This window comes from Shinella sp. GW835-FHT14H05 (assembly GCF_058793575.1).
The window spans coordinates 227,403-245,946 of the sequence record NZ_JBXAFY010000008.1 but is presented as its reverse complement, the minus strand read 5'-3'; the positions used below and the strand labels follow the sequence as shown (position 1 = coordinate 245,946).

Genomic DNA, 18,544 nt, shown 5'->3' with positions numbered 1-18,544 from the left:
AAAAACAGGCCGCATAAGGTCAGATTGAAAACCCAAGACTCTCCTGAAAATTGGAGGGACGATGGGTCTCAGGTCACCATGTGTATTGGTAGCTTCACAGCGTAGATATCGAGGCAATCGTTCGCTATTGAATTTTGCGGGAGGGCTTCCAGATGAGTATTCGAGGCGGTGCTTTCTGGGTTATGTCCAGCGATAGGCGTCGGTAGCCCATTGAAAACAGAAAATTATACGCGCCGCAAGGTTATCAATCGTTATTCGCTGGCGTAGGGCTGTGCGGTTTTGCGGGGGCCGCGCTATTTATCCGCACGCATCTTCATATTTACAATGGCCGATTGCCGCAGCTCTGCAATTTGGACGCCCGGCTTTTGTCTCGTTTTGGGCACTGAATCACTTGCCAAAGACTTGGTAATCGGTCGCCTGGCAATCTTCTGCTTAGTTGTCGCCATCAGCATCCCATTACTCAAAGCGTAGAATGCCGCGCGGCCCTGATCTGCCTCAAGGACGTTCCGTGTGCAATCGCAGCGTCAATTTTGCTCAGCGTCGGCTCGCCCGAGCAAAGCATTTGCACGGCGCTGAACTCTGTGCTTATATATGAAATACCGTTTCACTAGATGAGACATACGGTATTGCGCGATCAGGAGGAGGATACGCATGCTTTTTAAGACGTGGAAATATGCGCTGCTTGTTACAGCCGGCTTGGTCTGCTGTACGGGCTTTGCCGGTTCGGCTGTGGCCGAAACCGACTTCGCCGGTCAGAGGATCACGGTCACCGTGCCCTATGCGGCAGGCGGTGGGGCGGATCTCTATGCGCGGTTCCTGACACCGCTGATTGCCGAGCGCTTGCCCGGGCAGCCGACGATAGTGATCAAGAATGTCGAAGGGGCAGGCGCGATTGCCGGCAGCAACCAGTTCGAGCAACGCGCCAAGAAGGACGGCACGGATATCATCGCAGCCAGCGCGTCCGTGATGCTGAACTTCACCTTCAAGGACCAGCGCGCGCAATACAATCTCGACAAATGGATCCCGATTATCAGCTCCGCCCAGGGCACCGTAGTCTATATGAGCAGTGCCCTGGGCATCAAGACGGCAGACGAACTGCCCCAGCTCGAAGGCAAGGACGTCACGCTCGGCGCCAACAATCCGACCGGCGGCGACATGCGCGTTCTCATGGCAATGGACCTTCTCGGTGTGAAAGTGCGGCCGGTTTTCGGCCTCAACCGTGGCGACGCTTTTCCGGCCTTCGAGCGCGGTGAACTCAACCTCGATTTCGCGATCAACAATGCCTACCAGAAGCTCGCCAAGCCATTGGTCGACAGCGGGGAGGTTGTGCCGCTCTTCACGCTCGGTTTTGCGGACGACAACGGGAGGGTCGTGCGCGACCCCGCTAATCCGGATCTACCGCATTTCCTGGAGGTCTACGAAAAGCTGAAGGGCGAGCCGTTGTCCGGCCCGGCGCGCAAGGCATGGGATTCCGTGTTCAACCTCAACGTGATGGCGACCAGGGCGATCCTGCTGCCGGAAGGCACACTGGATGAGGTCGTGGCGACTTATGAAGGTGCTGTGAGCAAGCTGCTTGCCGACTTCGAAGCCGATCCGGCGCTCAAGAAGAAGGCAACCGACCTGCTTGGGGAAGAGCCTCAGGCGACGGGGAAGGCGGCAACCCGCAACGTTCGCAGCGCCGTCGTCTTCGACGATGAAGCGCTCGGCTGGCTGCGGTCCTGGCTGAAGCAGCGTTTTGACGCGTCTCTATAATCTGGCGCGATCGAAGGCGTGATCTCCACGTCTTCGATCCTTGTTTTTGCGGGCGCAGCTGACGCGTCGATTTGAGGAATATCATGGAAGTCATAGTTCAGTCGCTGGGGGAGCTGCTGTCGCTGCACCACCTTGCCTATCTGTTGATCGGTGTCGGCATGGGCATGGTGGTCGGCGTTCTGCCCGGCATGGGTGGCGTGGCCGGCATGGCGCTGCTTCTGCCCTTCGTCTATGGCATGGAGCAGACTTCCGCCCTTGCGCTGATGATCGGCATGTTGGCAACGACGGCGACAGGCGACACCTTTCCGTCCATCCTCATGGGCATACCCGGTGGGTCATCCTCCGCGACCGTGCTTGATGGCTTCCCGCTGGCGCGTCAGGGCCATGCGGCGAGGGCGCTGAGTGCATCCTTTTCGGCCTCGCTCATCGGGGGTCTGTTCGGCGCCGTTGTGCTGACGGGCTGTGTCTTCATCGCCAAGCCTTTGATCCTCGGCGTGGGCATGGGAGAACAGTTGTTGCTGATCCTCCTCGCCTTATCGATGGTGGGCTCGCTGACGGGCGCCAGTCTCTTCAAGGGACTTGCCGCCTGTTCCGTCGGCCTCCTGCTCGGCAGCATCGGCAGTGCGCCGGCCACCGGTGAACTGCGCTACACGTTTTCCACGGTCTATCTGAGCGATGGCATTCCGCTCGTCGTGCTGGCGCTTGGCATATTCGCCTTTCCAGAGATCGTCGACTTGATGCGGCAGCGCTCGACGATCGCCAAGGATGCGCGGCTCGGCAGCGGCTTCATGGAGGGCATCTTCGACACAATACGCAACTGGTGGCTGGTCCTTCGCGTCTCGGTGTTGGGCGCGATCGTCGGCATCCTGCCGGGTGTCGGCGCCTCCACTGCTGACTGGCTTGCCTATGGCCATGTCGTGCAATCCTCGCGGGACCGTTCGAAATTTGGCAAGGGCGACATTCGCGGCGTGATCGCGCCCGAAGCCGCCAACAATGCGGTGCGCGGTGGTGACCTCGTGCCGACCCTGTTCTTTGGCATACCGGGTTCCGGGTCTATGGCGCTGCTGCTTGGCGCGTTCATTCTGATCGGGCTTGAGCCCGGTGCGCGCATGGTGGGCGCCGACCTGCACCTAACCTTCGTCATCATCTGGTCGCTAGCGCTTGGAAACGTCTTCGCGGGCATCCTCTGCGTCATGCTGGCCGGGCCGATTGCTCGCCTGACTGTCATTCGCTACGCTTTGATGGCGCCGTTGATCGTTGTCGTAATGGTGTTCACCGCCTATCAGGCGACGAAGAGCTGGGGCGACATCGTCACTCTTCTGACGCTGACGGTCTTCGGCTGCTACATGAAGCGGTTCGACTGGCCGCGTCCGGCGTTGGTCGTCGGGTTCGTCCTTTCGCGCCCGCTCGAAGCCAATATCTATCAGACGGCGCAGGTCTATGGCCTGTCCTTCCTCGAGCGGCCTCAGTCCATTGCCATCGCGCTCATGGTGCTCGCCTCGCTCGCCGTCGGCATCCGCATCATGATGAAGTCGTCGCCGGATGATCCCGCGGATGCGGAAGGAGACGCGGTGACATCGCGCGTACCCCAGATCGCATTCTCGGCCGCGCTGGCACTTGTGACACTATGGGCGCTCTTTGCGATCCGCGACAAAAGCTATCTCACTTATCTCTATCCCGCCTCTGTGGGCGTCATCACGATTATCCTGACCGGCATGGTGATTGCACACCAAGCCTTCGCGCCTCTGGCAAATCCCGTTCTCGGCGATATCGACCAGACGAATAGGACCGTCTTCAGCGAGCGGCCGAGCAAATACGTCTACTTCGCCTGGTTTGCGCTGTTTGCCGGGCTTATCTACGTCTTGGGCTTTACGCTGGCATCGGCGGTCTTCGTCTTTGCCTTCCTCTATGTCGAGTGCGGTCGTCCCTTGCGCCGAAACGCGATCATCACCCTGTGTACGATCCTGACCCTCGCGGTGCTCGCCTATGTGCTTTATCTCGACTATCCGGAGGGTCTCATCCCGCTCTGGCTGGACTTCCCGGACTGGCTGATGTGAGCGGCGCGTGGTCGCGCAGCTTTTCAAACTCCTGCTGGCGGTGGGGATAGGCGCCGCCGGCGGGATGGCTTTCTCCCTTATCGGTACGCCGCTCCCTTTCATGCTCGGCGCAATGACGGCGACAACGATCGCCAGTTTCTGCAAGCTGCCGCTCGCCATGCCGAAATTGGCGCGCAACTGCTTAGCGACCGTTCTCGGCGTCTTGTTCGGCAGCGTGCTGGATGTCTCGGGCATACCGACGGGCAGCGCGCTGGTCGTTCTGGCGCTCCTCGTGGTTCTCTACCTCGCCAGCATGGTGGGGCTCGGCTGGCTCTTTTTTCGGCGGGCCGGCTTTGATTCTGTCACGAGCTATTTTGCCGCCGTGCCGGGCAATCTGTCGGAAATCGTCGTTCTGGCGGAGGATTGCGGGGCGGATGTGAAGAAGGTCGTCTTGGTGCACTCCGCGCGCCTTGCCGTCACGGTCACGGCCATTTCCCTCTCGCTTCGCTATCTTCTCGGCCTGGAGGTCGTGGCCCTGACGCCCAAGGCCGGACTGCCGCCCGGATGGCTGGACCTCGCCATTCTGGTCGGATGCGCGATCGTTGGCTCGTTGGCAGGCAAACTGCTGCGCATACCAGCACCGTTCCTCATCGGTCCGCTCATCGCCAGCGTCATTGTGCACGCAATTCCGTTGACACAGAGCGCCCCGCCTGCGGCCATGGTGGCCGGCGCCCAGGTCGTTCTGGGAACATTCATCGGGGTCCGCTTTGCGGGCGTGCGCTTGAACGAGGTTTTCGGCACGCTTGCGATCTCACTCATATGGGCGCTCTCCGCGCTTCTTTTCGTCGCAGCTTTTGCCGCGGGGGTCTCTTATCTTCTCGGCGAGGCTTTCGACGCGATGCTGTTGGCGTTTTCGCCCGGGGGCGTCGCGGAGGTTTCGGCGCTCGCCGTCGCGGCTCATATCAGCCTAGGCTTCGTTACCACGATACAGATCATCCGCATGAGCTGCCTCGTCGTCATCGGGCCGATCGTCGTCCGGCGGTTGTTCGGCAGCAAAGTGACGCATTGATGTTTCGTACAATGAAATGATGTTTCATAATATTGACAATGCTGGCTAGGGTCGGCATGGTGCATTCAAAGCCGTCCGACGATGGAGCGGCGTCTCAACCGGAGGAGCGAATTTTCAATGAGTGGCAAGCAATACGATGTGATCGTTGTCGGCGGCGGAAACGCGGCTCTGTCCGCAGCACTCTCGGCCGTTGAAGGCGGAGCAAGCGTTCTCGTGCTTGAGCGCGCGCCGGAGCACAAGCGCGGAGGCAATTCCGCCTTTACGGGCGGCGGCTTCCGCATGGTCCATCACGGTGCTGCCGATATCAAGAAGATCGTTCCCGACTTGTCGGACGAGGACATCGCGAAAACGGATTTCGGCGAATATACCGCAGAGAACTATTTCGACGATCTGGGCCGCATTACGCAATATCACATCGACCCGGAGCTCGCCGACATCATCGTCAACAACAGCACCGACACTGTTCACTGGCTCATGCAGCAGGGCGTGAAATTTGTGCCAAACTACGGACGCCAGGCCTTCAACCACAACGGCCGATTCAAGTTCTTCGGCGGCGTGGTCATCTATGCCAATGGCGGTGGTGCCGGTCTCGTCGAGGCCGAAATTCGCGCCGCGGAGAAGCGTGGTGTCGAAATCCGCTACGGCACGCGAGCTGTCTCGCTCCTGCGCAACGGCGCAGCCGTTGGCGGCGTTCGGGTCATCGTGGATGGCATCGAGGAAGACATCTACGCCACGGCCGTGGTTCTCGCTTGCGGCGGCTTCGAGGCCAACCGCGAATGGCGTGCCCGCTATCTCGGCCCGGGCTGGGAAATGGCCAAGGTTCGCGGAACCCGCTACAATACGGGTGACGGCATCAAGATGGCGCTCGACTTCGGCGCGCAGTCCTACGGCCAGTGGTCTGGCTGCCACTCGGTTTCCTGGGAGCGTTATGCGAACGATTTCGGTGATGTCGATGGCCAGCATTCCGCGGGCTATCGCCACAGCTATCCCTACAGCATCATGGTCAATGCCGAGGGCAAACGCTTCTTGGACGAGGGGGCTGACTTCCGCAACTACACCTATGCCAAGTATGGCAGGATCGTGCTGCAGCAGCCCGGCAGCTATGCGTGGCAGGTGTTCGATGCCCAGGTCGCGCATCTCATTCGCGATGAATACAAGATGCGCGGCGCCACCAAGGTGAAGGCCGACACCCTCGAGGAACTGGCCGACAAGATGGGGGACGTCGACTATCACGGCTTCCTCAACACCGTCCGTGAGTACAATGACTCCATTAAGAAGGATGTCGACTTCGATCCGAACATCAAGGATGGAAAGTCGACGGTAGGGCTCGCGGTCACCAAGTCGAATTGGGCCAACACGATCGAGAAAGGTCCATTCGAGGCCTACTCGGTCGGCTGCGGCATCACGTTCACGTTTGGCGGCCTGAAGATCAATACGGAGGCACAGGTTCTTGACATCGAAGACCAACCACTCTCCGGCGTTTTTGCCGCCGGTGAACTGGTGGGCGGGCTTTACTACTTCAACTATCCCGGCAGCACGGGCCTGATGGCGGGTGCGGTTTTCGGGCGCATTGCGGGGCGAAGTGCTGCCGCTTATGTCAGCACGAAGGCCGCCAAGCAGTCAGAACAAGCCGTTGCAGGCTGAGGCTGGACGCTGAAACGGTTTGCCATTACGGTATCATTTCACGATATGAAATGGGTTCCCATATGGACGAAACAGTTTCCGGACGTCGAAGAGGGGGCCGCGGATCACGCGCGGCCACCCCATCTGAGGACACAAACGAAGCATCTGCTTCCGCAACGGAAGAGGCCACCAAGAAGGGTGGTGCCTACTCCATCGCCGTCTTGAACCGGGCGGTGGAGATCATGGGTGTCTTTAGTTCGGGCCAACCATCTCGAGGCCTCAAAGACATCTCCAAGGCGACGGGTCTGCCGAAATCCACCGTGTTCCGCATCCTCTCCACCCTCGTCGAACACGAGTTCTGCGAGATGGACCCGAACACGGGCGAGTACAGTCTGGGCTTCGCCCTCGTGCGCCTTGCCGACATTCGCCGCCGGCAGGCCAACCTGCATGCCCTGGCCGCCCCCGTCATGCGCGATATCCGTAACGCACTGAACGAGACCATCGTGCTCTCCGTGCGTTCTGGCGATACGCGCGTTCACATCGATTCCCTCGAAGGGCTGCATCCGATGCGCCGCAGCGCCGATCTCGGCGTGCATTCTCCGCTTTATGCCGGTGCGTCCAGCAAGGTGCTTCTTGCCGGGCTGGATGACGCAGAAATCGAAGACTATCTCGCCCGCGTCGAGCTACAGCAGATCCAGGAAAATACGATCACGCGGCGGGAGGACCTGCTCAAGGAAATCGCCCTTATCCGAGAGCTCGGCTATGCCGAAAGCCGCGGCGAGCTGATCGCAGGCGGCGGCGCGATCGCCGTGCCTATTAAGAATTATGAAGGCCGCACCGTAGCGGCAATCGACGTGCTGACGCCGGCCTATCGCTACACACCCGAACACAGGGAGCGATGCATCGGCTTGATGCTGCACGGTGCGCGGCAGATATCGGAGCGCCTGGGATACAAGCCGCCGGCGTGAACTCCGCCGGCAAGCAAGCGCCCGTTGCCGCGGGCCATGGCCGCCTCAGCCGTCGCGGCCTTCGGCAGGCACTCCACGAAAATAGCGCTCTTCAAGGGCCTGCTGGCGTGTGGCCCCTTCGCCCTCCGGTCCGACAAAGGGGATCGGATAGGGATTGGCCTTGCGGCTATCGGCGAAACGTTCCCAGGCCGCGATGCCGTCGCTCTGGAATTCCTGCATGAAGTCCCAGACGGCGGCCCACGCGATATGATGCGTGAAGCTCGGCAGCCAGGCGAGATTGACACCGAGGTCCTTGTGCTCGTCGAGCGACAGGTAACGTGGCAGCTTGCCCTTCATGAACGAAAATGGCCCTTTCACCGCGGCGCGGGCGTGGCGGATCTCATCGACCGAGTGCGGTGATTCGAGCTGTACCCAGTCGACGCCGGCTTCTTCGCGGTAGGCCCGCAGGCGGTCGAGTGTCTTGGGAAGATCGAACCCGACAGCGTCACGCGCATAGCATTGCGCCATCACCACGAAGTTAGGATCGATCTCGTTCTTCATGTCGACGGCGGCGCGATAGCGGGCGATGACCTGGTCGAGCGGCGCGACTTCGATACCGGCGTCGCCCGTCCTGCGCTTGCCCTCGATCGGCTGGTCGTCGATGCGGATTCCTGCGATTCCTGCCCTTATGCATTCGCGCACCATGCGGCGCACGGCCATGATGCCGCCATGCCCGGTGTCGCCGTCCATGATGATCGGAAAATTCACCGACTGTGCGATCCAGCCGGAGATCGTTACGCATTCCATCATGGTTGCCGTGCCGACATCGGCAAGCCCGGTATAGGCACCGACGACGCTTCCGGTCCCGACGAAGCCCACCTCGCACCCGGCTTTCTCCATGATGCGGGCGAGGTGGGCGCTCGGCGGGTGAAGGACCGAAACCACGCGTTCCTGTTGCTCCATCAGCTGGCGCAGCCGCACCGCGGGTGAGCCCGTCTCGGCTCGCTTCGATTCGTCTTCGCGGTTTTCGGGCATTCCGCCGGTGTCTTCCTGCTGCACGGGGTGATCCTTTGTTCTCTCATGGCACGGCGATGACGCCTGTTGACACTATTTCCCAAACAGACTTATCTTGCAATATAAAATGAAATGATGTTTCATAGAATGAGACGAACGGAAGCCGACAACGGCTGAAAGGTTGCCATGCATGCGCTTGCCAAGATAATTGCCGCCCACGCGGGCCGGGACAGCGTTCAGGTCGGAGAGATCGTGAATGTCGAGCCTGACCTGATCATGCTGAACGATCGCGGCGCAGCACGCGCCCGTGCGTTGCTTGCGGAAATGGGCGGCGACAAGGTTTTCGACCCGGAACGGGTCGTTGTCGTTTTCGACCACCATTACCCCGCGATCCGCCCGCAGGATGCAGAGGCCCAGAAGGTGACGCGGGTCTGGACAAAGGCTCAGGCCATATCGAAATTCCATGCCGGAGAAGGCATTGGCCACGTGCTTTTCCCGGAGAAGGGGTATGCGCGGCCCGGTAGCCTCATTTTCGGGACCGATTCCCATACGGTCACAAATGGCGCCCTCGGTTGCTTCTCGACCGGACTCGGGCATTCCGACATCGCCTCGGGCCTGGCGCTCGGATACAATTGGCTCCGTGTTCCCGAAGTGCTGCGTGTCGTGCTGCATGGCGAACCGAAGCCATGGGTGACCGCAAAGGACATCGTGCTCAAAATCGCCCAGGACTATGGCGAGGACGCGGCCGTCTACCAGGCTGTCGAGTTCACCGGCCCGCTCGTCCGCTCTCTGTGCATGGACGAGCGCCTCGTTTTGACGAATATGGTGATCGATTTCGGCGCGAAGGCCGGTTACATCCAGCCCGACGAGATCACGTTCGACTATCTCCGGTCGCGTCAGGTGACATCCAGCTGGACGGTCTACGAGACGGACGGGGAGGCGGATTACGCCCGCACCATCGAGATCGACGTGACGGAGTTGGACTCGCTGGTGGCGCTACCGCACGACCTCTCCAATGTCGTGACGGCAGGCGAGGCGGCCCATATCGAGGTCGACGAAGCCATCTTCGGAACCTGCACCGGCGGCAGGATCAACGACTTCCGTCTGGCCGCGGAGATCATGCGCGGCAGGCACGTCGCGGACAATTGCCGGATGATGGTCAATCCCGGTTCGGCGGACGTTTTCCAGCAGGCCATGCGCGAAGGTCTCATCCAGATCATGGTGGAGGCAGGTGCCGTGATCGGCGTGCCCGGATGCGGGCCCTGCACAGGCTGTCACCAGGGCATGATGGCGGCTGGTGAAATGGGCATTACTTCCGCCAGCCGCAATTTCCGCGGTCGCATGGGTAGCCCGGACTCCAGCCTCATCGTGGCCTCTCCCGCCACGGTGGCCGCGTCCGCAATCGCCGGCCACGTGGTCTCCCCGAGCGAATTTCTGGTGAAGCAATGAAGATACGCGGCAGAACCTGGACCTTTGGTGTGAACGTGAACACCGACCTGATCTTTCCGAAACCTTATTTTCGGCCGGCCTATGAACCGGGCGAAATGGCCTCCCATTTGATGGCGGGAATCGATGAGGGCTTCGCATCGAAGGTCCGCCCAGGCGACATCATTGTCGGCGGCTTGAACTTCGGCTGCGGATCAAGCCGCGAGGAAGCCGCGGGCGCAATGCGCGAGGCGGGCATCGCAGCCGTTGTGGCGCCCAGCTTCGGCCGGCTCTTCATGCGCAACGGCATCAATTTCGGCATCCCGATCGTGGCACTCGCCGATATCGACCGGCACGTGACCGAGGGTGACGAGCTGGAAATCGATCTCGACATCAGCAGCCTGCGGAACCTCGCTACCGGCTATCACGCGAGCCTTGCGCCAATGGCGCCGGAATCCCTGCGCATGATGCAGGAGGGCGGCATAAAGGCCTATACGAGGCGCATTCTCGCCGAACGGCGCGCCGCCGGCGCCTAAACCCTGAAACGATCGATGACAGGAATGGCCAGGACGCCGACGATCGGCGCCGTGCCATCGCGCCTGCATCGCCAGTCGGAGAAAATTGCCATGAAGATCTTGGTCCCTGTAAAGCGGGTCGTTGATTACAACGTCAAAATTCGCGTGAAGGCGGATGGCTCGGGTGTCGAGCTAGCGAATGTGAAGATGTCGATGAACCCGTTCGACGAGATTTCGGTCGAGGAGGCGCTGCGGCTGAAGGAGGCTGGCAAGGCTTCGGAAGTGGTCGTCGTGTCGATCGGTCCGGCGAAGGCCGAAGAGACGCTGCGCACCGCACTCGCCATGGGCGCCGACCGCGCCGTGCTGGTCGAGACGGAAGATGCCGTCGAGCCGCTCGCCGTGGCAAAGATCCTCAAGGGTGTCGCAGAAGCCGAGGCTCCGGGTCTGATCATCGTCGGCAAGCAGGCGATCGACGACGACAGCAACCAGACCGGGCAGATGCTGTCCGCCCTGCTCGGCTGGGCACAGGCGACGTTTGCCTCGAAGGTCGAGATCGGTGAGGGTTCCGCCCAGGTCACCCGCGAAGTCGACGGCGGTCTCCAGACCATCGAAGTGAAGCTTCCGGCCGTGGTCACCACGGACCTGCGCCTCAACGAGCCGCGTTATGCCTCGCTTCCCAACATCATGAAGGCGAAGAAGAAGCCGCTCGACAAGAAGACGCCATCCGACTTCGGCGTCGACACGAGCCCGCGCCTCAAGGTGCTGAAGACCGAGGAGCCATCCGGCCGCAAGGCAGGCGTCAAGGTCAAGAGCGTCGCCGAACTCGTCGACAAGCTGAAAAACGAAGCCGGCGTGCTGTAAGGCGGGAAAGGGAGAACATTACCATGGCCATTCTTCTTCTGGCAGATCACGACAACGCCCACCTTTCCGACCAGACGGCAAAGGCGCTGACGGCGGCAGGCAAGATCGGTCCCGACGTGCATGTGCTCGTCGCGGGTGCCGGTGCCAAGGCAGCAGCCGAACAGGCGGCAAAGCTCTCGGGCGTCTCGAAGGTCCTCGTCGCCGAGGATCAAACGCTTGCCAACAACCTGGCGGAACCGCTGGCAGCGCTCATCGTCTCGCTGGCCGGCAATTACGAGGCCATCGTCTCTGCCGCCACCTCCGTCGGCAAGAACGTTTTGCCGCGCGTGGCAGCCCTTCTCGATGTCGCGCAGGTCTCGGAAATCATCGAGGTCGTTTCGGCCGATACGTTCAAGCGTCCGATCTATGCGGGCAATGCGATCCAGACGGTTCAGTCCACCGACGCCAAGAAGGTGATCACGGTGCGCACGGCGTCCTTCGCTGCGGCCTCTGAAGGCGGCAGTGCATCGATTGAAAGCGTCTCGGCGGCTGCGAACCCCGGCCTCTCGACCCACGTCAAGGACGCGCTGTCCTCGTCGGATCGTCCGGAACTCACCTCGGCCAAGATCATCATCTCGGGCGGCCGTGCGCTTGGTTCGTCGGAGAAGTTCCAGGAAGTCATTCTCCCCGTGGCCGACAAGCTCGGTGCGGCGGTGGGTGCCTCCCGTGCTGCGGTCGATGCGGGCTATGCGCCGAACGACTGGCAGGTTGGTCAGACGGGCAAGGTGGTTGCGCCGCAACTCTACATCGCCTGCGGCATCTCGGGTGCCATCCAGCACCTTGCCGGCATGAAGGACTCCAAGGTGATCGTGGCGATCAACAAGGACGAGGAGGCGCCGATCTTCCAGGTCGCCGACTATGGCCTCGTCGCCGATCTCTTCGAGGCGCTGCCGGAGTTGCAGAAGGCGCTCTGAACGGGCACGCATCGACTTTACCGTCGTTACCCTGAGGCTTGAACCGAGGATGACGACGGTGAGGGAGCCCGCGAGTCGGCTCAGGCTAATGGGTAGCGGAGAGATGCCGGCCAAGTTCACGGAGGGTGGCCTGGGCATCCATCGTGGCAATCGTGGAGGCGATCGCGTGGGCTTGAGCGGGTGGCACGATGCCATCGCAGAGCGAGAAAAACTTCTGTTCAATCCTTTGCCGCCCGACAGGGCGTTCCGCGCTGCCCGTGCGATGGGGCACGTCCGTCTCGAGGACCCGGCCGTCCGTCATGCGTGCGACGGCGTTGACGCGATGACGGTTCGCGGCGCCGCCGGCGTCGAGCTCCGGCTCATGCCTGAATTCCATCTTCGCGATGAGCGTGAGCACGTCGGGATCGGCGAGGCGATCCTGCCTGTACTGCTTCACGAAGGCATCGCCTTCGAGCAGCTGAATCGCCGCGGCAAAAGATCCGTTCATCTGCGCTGAGACGATATCCACCGGCTGGTAGGGCCAGCCGACATTCATGGCGCCCTTCTTGCTGAGGCTAATGGTAAGGTGCTGGAGGTTATCGGCGCGAAGGCCTGCTGCTGTCAGCTCCCTGACCGCGTCTATCGTCGTGTGTGCGCTTGCGCATGCCGCGTAGAGCTTGAAGCCGACACGTCGGCATTCCCAGTTTTCCCCCAATCCTTCGAGTATTGTCTCGGGATCGAATTGTCCCTTCATCGTGCTCATGAAACCGCCGGACTGCGCCTCGATTCCATTGAGTGCGCCGGTAAATCCCTTGCGGGCCAGGAGGGCGGCGAGAACACCGCTTTCGGCGGCGCGGCCGGCGTGGAAGCGTTTGGCCATCGCGCCCTTGCGCGCCGCATAGAGGCCGCTTGCCTGCGTGGCGCCAAGCGCAATCGCATGTGCGCTCGCAGTCGCGTCGAGCTTGAGACAGGATGCGGCGGCCGCGGCCGCGGCGAACGTCCCGACCGTCCCAGTGACATGGAAGCCGCTGGTCGAGTGGCTAACGCCGGCGCAGATGCCGACGCGTATACCGATCTCATAGCCGGCCGCAAGTGCCAGGAGCAGGTCGCGTCCGCTGCGTCCTTCGGCTTCGGCCACTGCCAGGGCTGCGGGAATGGTGACGGCTGCCGGGTGCAGGGAGGACGAGACATGCACGTCATCGATCTCGTAGCCATGTATGGCCGTGCCGTTTGCGAGCGCCGCATTGGGCGGGCTCGCCGTCTCGCCACGCCCGAAGAGTGTTACGCCGGGCCTGCCGCCAAGCTCCGAGGCGAGTTCCGACACCATCGACCCCCAGGGCTGGCGAGCGCCGAAGAGGCCGCAGCCGATGCCATCAAGCAGGCACAGCTTCATGTGCTCCACGACGTCGGACGGAAGATCCTCATAACGCAGTGAGCTCAGCCACGCGCCGAGCCGGGCGATAACCGTCGTTGACATGGTGTTCATGCGAGTACCTCGCGCCGCAGCGTCAGGCGCTCCAGTGCCGTCTCGTCGATGGTGATGCCGAAGCCGGGTCCGTTCGGCACGCGGACGTGACCATCACGGATCTGGAAGTCGTTTTCTGCAGCGATCGGATCCGGACCCATGACGCCGAGCCCGAAAATGAACTCGCCGGCGGGCATGACCTGCCGCGCGGGCCGGCTGGCATAGAAATGCGCGCCGGCGGCGGCCTCGAGCTGTGAGAGAACAGCAAGCCCACCACAATTGATCTTGAGGTTTGCCGCTTCGGCGAGTGCCGCAATCTTGCGGGCCGGCGTGATGCCACCATGCTTGTAGAGCTTGATGCACAGCACATCGGCGGCGCCCGCAGCGATGATCGCATGCGCGTCCTTGATCGTCCCGCAGGCCTCGTCCGCCATCAGCGGCACGCCGCTTGCCGCGGCCCTGATCGCCGCCATGCCTCGCAGGTCATGCCGGTCGATCGGCTGTTCGAGGTAATCGAGGCGATAATCCTTCAGCGCTTCAAGAACGCTGAACGTGTCGCTACAACTCCAGCCGGTATTGGGATCCATGCCGAGCACGATGTCGAGCCCGATCGCCTCGCGGATCTTGCGGAAGGTTCGCACGTCCTCGCGCCAGCCGTTCGGATGGCCGGCCTTCATACATAGTACGGTGATGCCGAACTGCGAAACCGCGCGCTGCGCATCCTCAACCGCGCGCGCAATGTCGCTTGCCATGCTGATCGACCATTCGAGCGGGATGAGCTCCTGACAGAGACCGCCGATCAGGTTGTAGACCGGCTGGCCGAGCGCCTTGCCCATGGCGTCGTATAGGGCGTGGTCGATGAGGGCGCGGGCATTGACGTTCTGCGGGCCGCGATTGTCGAACATCGCGTGGATCGCTTCCACGTCGAAAATCGACCGGCCGATCAAGTGAGGCCCGTACACCTCCTGGATCGCGGTAATGATGCTGGCATAGGTGTCGGGTATCGAGTGATGCGGCGAAAGCGGGCGGATCTGGCCGTAGCCGACAACACCTTCTGCAAAGATTTTCACCAGAACCGGCTTACCGAGCAGGTCGCCCGAGCGTCCCGTATCATAGGAGCCGGTGGAACGCATACGCTGCAGGCGCTGGGTCAGGTCGCTGACAATGATTTCGATCCGCTCGATTTTCATGATTCCCCCGTTTTTGAACACCGGGAGAACCCGGACGACGCTATGTGTAGCGCTTGAAATGCTATTCCATGGTGTGAAACATATTGATTTGACTCCCGGTGCGCAACCCAACTACGATAAATTTGTGGAACAACATTTCACATCATGAAACGGGAGGAGTTTATGAAACCTATCAAGAGTTTGGGTCGACTCATGGTCGCGGCTGCGGCCATGTGGGCGAGTGCAGCCTATGCGCAGTCAGCCGATTTCGGCGGAAAGCGTGTCGAGATCATCGTGCCCTACGAGGCTGGCGGGGGAACCGACCTTTATGCGCGCTATCTCGCCCCCTTTCTTTCGGCGAAGCTGCCCGGCAACCCCACGGTCATCGTCACGAATGTGGAAGGCGCTGGCGCGATTGCCGGCAGCAACCAGTTCCAGGAGCGTGCCAAGCCGGATGGGTTGTCGCTCATTGCGGTCGCGGCGTCGGTTACGTCAAACTATGTGTTCCGGGATGAACGGGTTCGCTACAAGCTCGACACCTGGATTCCGATCATCAGTTCGCCCGCCGGCACGGTGGTCTATGCCCGGCCGGATATTGGGCCGAAAACGCTCGGAGACATGGCGTCTCTCAAGGGCAAGCAACTGGTTATGGGGGCGAACAACCCTTCGGGCGGCGACATGCGCGTGCTGCTGAGCCTGGATCTGCTGGATCTCGACCTGAAGCCGATCTACGGCATCAACCGCGGCGATGCCCGGCCCGCTTTCGAGCGCGGCGAGTTCAACGTCAACTTCGACTCGACCCAAGCCTATCCGACACAGGTCAAGCCGCTGATCGAGGCGGGCGAGGCCGTGCCGCTCTTTGCCTTCGGCATTGCCGACGAAAACGGAAAGATCGTGCGTGATCCCACGGTCCCCGACCTGCCGACCTTTGTCGAAGTGTATCGCTCGATGTTCGGCAAGGACCCGGAAGGACCAGGCTTCGAGGCATGGAGAGCCGTCTTTAACCTCAATGTCATGGCCTCGAAGGCACTTGCGCTGCCAGCGGACACGCCGAGCGAAATCGTGGAGGCCTATAATACCGCGATGAAGGAGGTGCTCGTCGACCTGCGCAAGCCGGAAAACGTCGAGAAGTCCGACGAGATCGTCGGTCCTTATCCGCAAGCGCTCGGCGCACAAGCCGGCGAGATCCTGCGCGGCGCCGTGGCCTTCGACGACGCGACCTTTTCTTGGCTTCAAGAATGGATCGCGAAGGAAACTGCGGGCCGGCAGTAATGGCTCGGGGTGCCGCACCGACAAAGCGTGGCACCCCTTGCATTTCGCTGATGCGATGAAACCAAAGGCGTTGAAACGTGCTGATACGCGAATGCCCCGTCGCCGTGGTGGAGCGGGTGAGCCATCGGGTGGCAGTTATGCATCTCGCTGAGATCGTCGAGATTGGTCCGCGCCAGGCCGTGTTCGAGAATCCGCAGCATGCCTATACGCAAAAGCGGATGGCGGCAGTCCCTGTACCGGACCCGTCGCGGCGTAACATCAAACGGCCTGTGTCAACCGACGAGATTCGGAGCCCAATCCATCACATTGGCTACGAGCCGCCGAAGCGCCTGTACCAAGAGGTCTCAAAGTGGCACTTTGTGCAGGCGGGATCTCATTGAGCGTCCTCGCTGCCAGCAAGTTGCTATCGCCACCCTTGCCGTGTCGGTTTGTCCATAGTTGCGTCTGCGAAGCGCTGGCTGAATTTTCACCGGCAGGAGAAGCGGCGGCGCGCTTGGCGCGTTTGAACTGACCATATGCGGCATCGGATTAGTTAGAAAATCTAACAAATTCGTTCGACTTTCTAAATTGAGCTAAGCGCTTATCGGCCGTACCTTCCTTTCGAAGCTGCTCGGGAGGCGGCTGGGAGTGGCGGCGAACTCGCCCTCCTCGGAGGAGACCAGGCTCATTGCGACGATTGTGGCCGGTGAAGCGCATGCGCTTTGCCGTTCGCTCGACGATGCGCGGACTTCGGCGGGGCACTCCTCACAATCATCCCCAAGCTGAGGACCCTGTCGATGAACCTTTATTCCCTTCTTTCCCTGCGTGCGGCCAATGGCCGTCCCGTTCGTGTGGCACTGATCGGCGCCGGCAAGTTCGGTTCGATGGTCCTTGCTCAGGCCCAGCGCATTGACGGCTTGCACATGGTTGCCGTCGCCGACCTTGACGTCGCCAAGGCACGCGAATCCATGGAGCGGGTCGGCTGGACCAAGGAGCGCTACCAAGCACGGAGCTGCGGCGAGGCGCTGAAGACCGGCCAGACCTTCGTAACCAACGACGTCAACGCGATCTTCGGCTGCGACGAGATCGAATGCGTCATCGAGGCAACCGGCCATCCGATCGCCGGTACGCGCCATGCGCTTGCTGCTATCGAAAGCCGCAAGCATGTCGTGATGGTCAATGTCGAGGCCGACGTCATGGTCGGTCCGATTCTGGCGGAGAAGGCCCGCGCGGCCGGCGTGATCTATTCCATGGCCTATGGCGACCAGCCAGCCTTGATCTGCGAGCTTGTCGACTGGGCTCGCGCCACCGGCTTCGACGTCACCTCTGCCGGCAAGGGCATGAATTTCGAGCCGCGCTACCGTTATTCCACGCCAGATACGGTATGGGGACTGTTCGGCTGGACTGAAGAACAGGTTGCCGCAGACAATCTCAACCCGAAGCTCTACAACTCCTTCACGGACGGCACCAAGGCTGCAATCGAGATGGCCGCCGTTGCAAACGGCACGGGTCTCGATTGCCCGGATGATGGCCTTGCGTTTCCGCCCGCTGGTCTCCACGATCTCGCCCGCGTTTTCCGTCCGGTGAGCGACGGCGGTCGCATGGCCCGGTCCGGCCTCGTCGACATCGCGGCCAGCCAGGAGCCTGATGGCCGCGAGGTCTTCAACAATATCCGCTACGGCGTCTTCGTGACTTTCAAGGCGCACAACGAATATGCCCGCGCCTGCTTCAAGCAATATGGCCTCCTTACCGATCCGTCGGGCTGGTATGCCTCCATGTGGCGCCCCTTCCACATCATTGGCCTCGAAACTTCCATTAGCGTTTTGTCCGCAGTGCTCCGCAATGAACCGACCGGCACATCCAAGGAGTTCCGCGGCGACGCGGTTGCGACTGCCAAGAAGGACATGCAGCCCGGCGAAATGCTGGACGGTGAGGGCGGGTACGCCGTCTGGGCCAACGCCATCCCGGCGACGCGCAGCCTCGACCTGAAGGCTCTGCCGATCGGCCTTGCTCATAACGTCAAGCTCAAGCGGCCGATCAAGAAGGACCAGATCGTCAGCTTTGATGATGTCGAGATCGTCAACGACCTCGATGTCGTCACACTGCGCCAGGACATGGAAGCACGCTTCCGCCCCGGCCAGGAAGCGGCAGCCTGATCGCGCGGTAAGAGGACGGGAAGATGGAAGTTTTCGTCGTTGTTGCCGAGTTTCGCGTGTGGCCGGAGAGGCTTGCGGACTTTCTGGAGGCCGCGCGCGACGATGCGCAGCATTCGTTGGCGGATGAACCGGGATGCCGCCAGTTCGACGTCGCCCAGCCGCAAGGAGAAGACGGCACTGTCGTCTTCTACGAAGTCTACGACAGCCGCGCAGCGTTCGATGTCCATCTGCAAACGCCACATCTCAAGCGTTTCCGGGCGGCCTTCCCATCCTTCATCCTGGAGGAGCGGCCTGTCCGCTTCCTTCACCGCCACTATCCGTGAAGAGGG

Annotated in this window: 15 protein-coding genes and 1 pseudogene; 13 read left to right on the top strand and 3 right to left on the bottom strand. The window is 61.4% G+C overall.

Going from position 1 to position 18,544, the window contains the following annotated elements; all coding sequences use genetic code 11:
* Positions 1-651 precede the first annotated feature (651 nt).
* From AC1Q6Z_RS23445 to AC1Q6Z_RS23425, 5 genes are all read left to right on the top strand, one after another.
* Positions 652-1,752, top strand: a complete 1,101-nt coding sequence (locus tag AC1Q6Z_RS23445) for a tricarboxylate transporter (RefSeq protein ID WP_492649472.1) — start codon at positions 652-654, stop codon at positions 1,750-1,752.
* A gap of 83 nt (positions 1,753-1,835) precedes the next feature.
* A complete protein-coding gene (locus AC1Q6Z_RS23440) occupies positions 1,836-3,809 on the top strand; it encodes a tripartite tricarboxylate transporter permease (protein ID WP_256114428.1) in 1,974 nt (657 codons plus the stop codon).
* Positions 3,810-3,816: 7 nt separating this feature from the next.
* The gene (locus tag AC1Q6Z_RS23435) at positions 3,817-4,857 is read left to right on the top strand and encodes an AbrB family transcriptional regulator (protein ID WP_492649471.1); all 1,041 of its coding nucleotides are present in this window, start codon (positions 3,817-3,819) and stop codon (positions 4,855-4,857) included.
* Positions 4,858-4,938: 81 nt separating this feature from the next.
* Positions 4,939-6,501, top strand: coding sequence for an FAD-dependent tricarballylate dehydrogenase TcuA (gene tcuA, locus AC1Q6Z_RS23430; RefSeq protein ID WP_492649470.1), 1,563 nt, complete (start codon positions 4,939-4,941; stop codon positions 6,499-6,501).
* Between the two features lie 62 nt (positions 6,502-6,563).
* Positions 6,564-7,448 (top strand): IclR family transcriptional regulator, encoded by an 885-nt coding sequence (locus AC1Q6Z_RS23425; protein WP_492649469.1) that lies wholly within the window; start codon positions 6,564-6,566, stop codon positions 7,446-7,448.
* 45 nt (positions 7,449-7,493) lie between these two features.
* Here AC1Q6Z_RS23425 and AC1Q6Z_RS23420 read toward each other — a convergent pair whose 3' ends face one another.
* Positions 7,494-8,486, bottom strand: coding sequence for an isocitrate lyase/PEP mutase family protein (locus AC1Q6Z_RS23420; RefSeq protein WP_435269760.1), 993 nt, complete (start codon positions 8,484-8,486; stop codon positions 7,494-7,496).
* Positions 8,487-8,627: 141 nt separating this feature from the next.
* Here AC1Q6Z_RS23420 and AC1Q6Z_RS23415 point away from each other — a divergent pair, with 141 nt between their 5' ends.
* From AC1Q6Z_RS23415 to AC1Q6Z_RS23400, 4 genes are all read left to right on the top strand, one after another.
* Complete coding sequence (locus tag AC1Q6Z_RS23415; RefSeq protein WP_492649468.1) at positions 8,628-9,890, top strand: 3-isopropylmalate dehydratase large subunit; 1,263 nt, start codon at positions 8,628-8,630, stop codon at positions 9,888-9,890.
* Positions 9,887-10,402 carry a LeuD/DmdB family oxidoreductase small subunit gene (locus tag AC1Q6Z_RS23410; protein WP_492649467.1) on the top strand — a complete coding sequence of 172 codons (516 nt, stop codon included), beginning with the start codon at positions 9,887-9,889 and terminating at the stop codon, positions 10,400-10,402. Before AC1Q6Z_RS23415 ends, AC1Q6Z_RS23410 begins: the two co-directional genes overlap by 4 nt.
* Positions 10,403-10,492: 90 nt before the next feature.
* Positions 10,493-11,242, top strand: a complete 750-nt coding sequence (locus tag AC1Q6Z_RS23405) for an electron transfer flavoprotein subunit beta/FixA family protein (protein ID WP_492649466.1) — start codon at positions 10,493-10,495, stop codon at positions 11,240-11,242.
* 23 nt (positions 11,243-11,265) lie between these two features.
* Positions 11,266-12,195, top strand: a complete 930-nt coding sequence (locus tag AC1Q6Z_RS23400; RefSeq protein ID WP_492649465.1) for an electron transfer flavoprotein subunit alpha/FixB family protein — start codon at positions 11,266-11,268, stop codon at positions 12,193-12,195.
* Between the two features lie 85 nt (positions 12,196-12,280).
* Here the strand turns inward: AC1Q6Z_RS23400 and AC1Q6Z_RS23395 are convergent, their stop codons facing one another.
* Both AC1Q6Z_RS23395 and AC1Q6Z_RS23390 read right to left on the bottom strand, forming a co-directional pair.
* Positions 12,281-13,660, bottom strand: a complete 1,380-nt coding sequence (locus AC1Q6Z_RS23395) for an MmgE/PrpD family protein (protein WP_492649464.1) — start codon at positions 13,658-13,660, stop codon at positions 12,281-12,283.
* Positions 13,657-14,829: a mandelate racemase/muconate lactonizing enzyme family protein gene (locus tag AC1Q6Z_RS23390; RefSeq protein WP_492649463.1), complete on the bottom strand. Its 1,173-nt coding sequence runs from the start codon at positions 14,827-14,829 to the stop codon at positions 13,657-13,659. Before AC1Q6Z_RS23390 ends, AC1Q6Z_RS23395 begins: the two co-directional genes overlap by 4 nt.
* A 144-nt stretch (positions 14,830-14,973) precedes the next feature.
* On the opposite strand from AC1Q6Z_RS23390, the gene AC1Q6Z_RS23385 reads away from it, so the two are divergent.
* From AC1Q6Z_RS23385 to AC1Q6Z_RS23370, 4 genes and pseudogenes are all read left to right on the top strand, one after another.
* Positions 14,974-16,080 carry a type 2 periplasmic-binding domain-containing protein gene (locus tag AC1Q6Z_RS23385; protein ID WP_492649462.1) on the top strand — a complete coding sequence of 369 codons (1,107 nt, stop codon included), beginning with the start codon at positions 14,974-14,976 and terminating at the stop codon, positions 16,078-16,080.
* 98 nt (positions 16,081-16,178) lie between these two features.
* Positions 16,179-16,460 (top strand): annotated as a pseudogene (locus tag AC1Q6Z_RS23380) (ABC transporter ATP-binding protein); the annotation flags it as partial.
* A 396-nt stretch (positions 16,461-16,856) separates the two neighbouring features.
* A complete protein-coding gene (locus AC1Q6Z_RS23375) occupies positions 16,857-18,215 on the top strand; it encodes an NAD(P)H-dependent oxidoreductase (protein WP_492649461.1) in 1,359 nt (452 codons plus the stop codon).
* 23 nt (positions 18,216-18,238) lie between these two features.
* Positions 18,239-18,538: a putative quinol monooxygenase gene (locus tag AC1Q6Z_RS23370; protein WP_492649460.1), complete on the top strand. Its 300-nt coding sequence runs from the start codon at positions 18,239-18,241 to the stop codon at positions 18,536-18,538.
* The last annotated feature ends 6 nt before the right edge of the window (positions 18,539-18,544 follow it).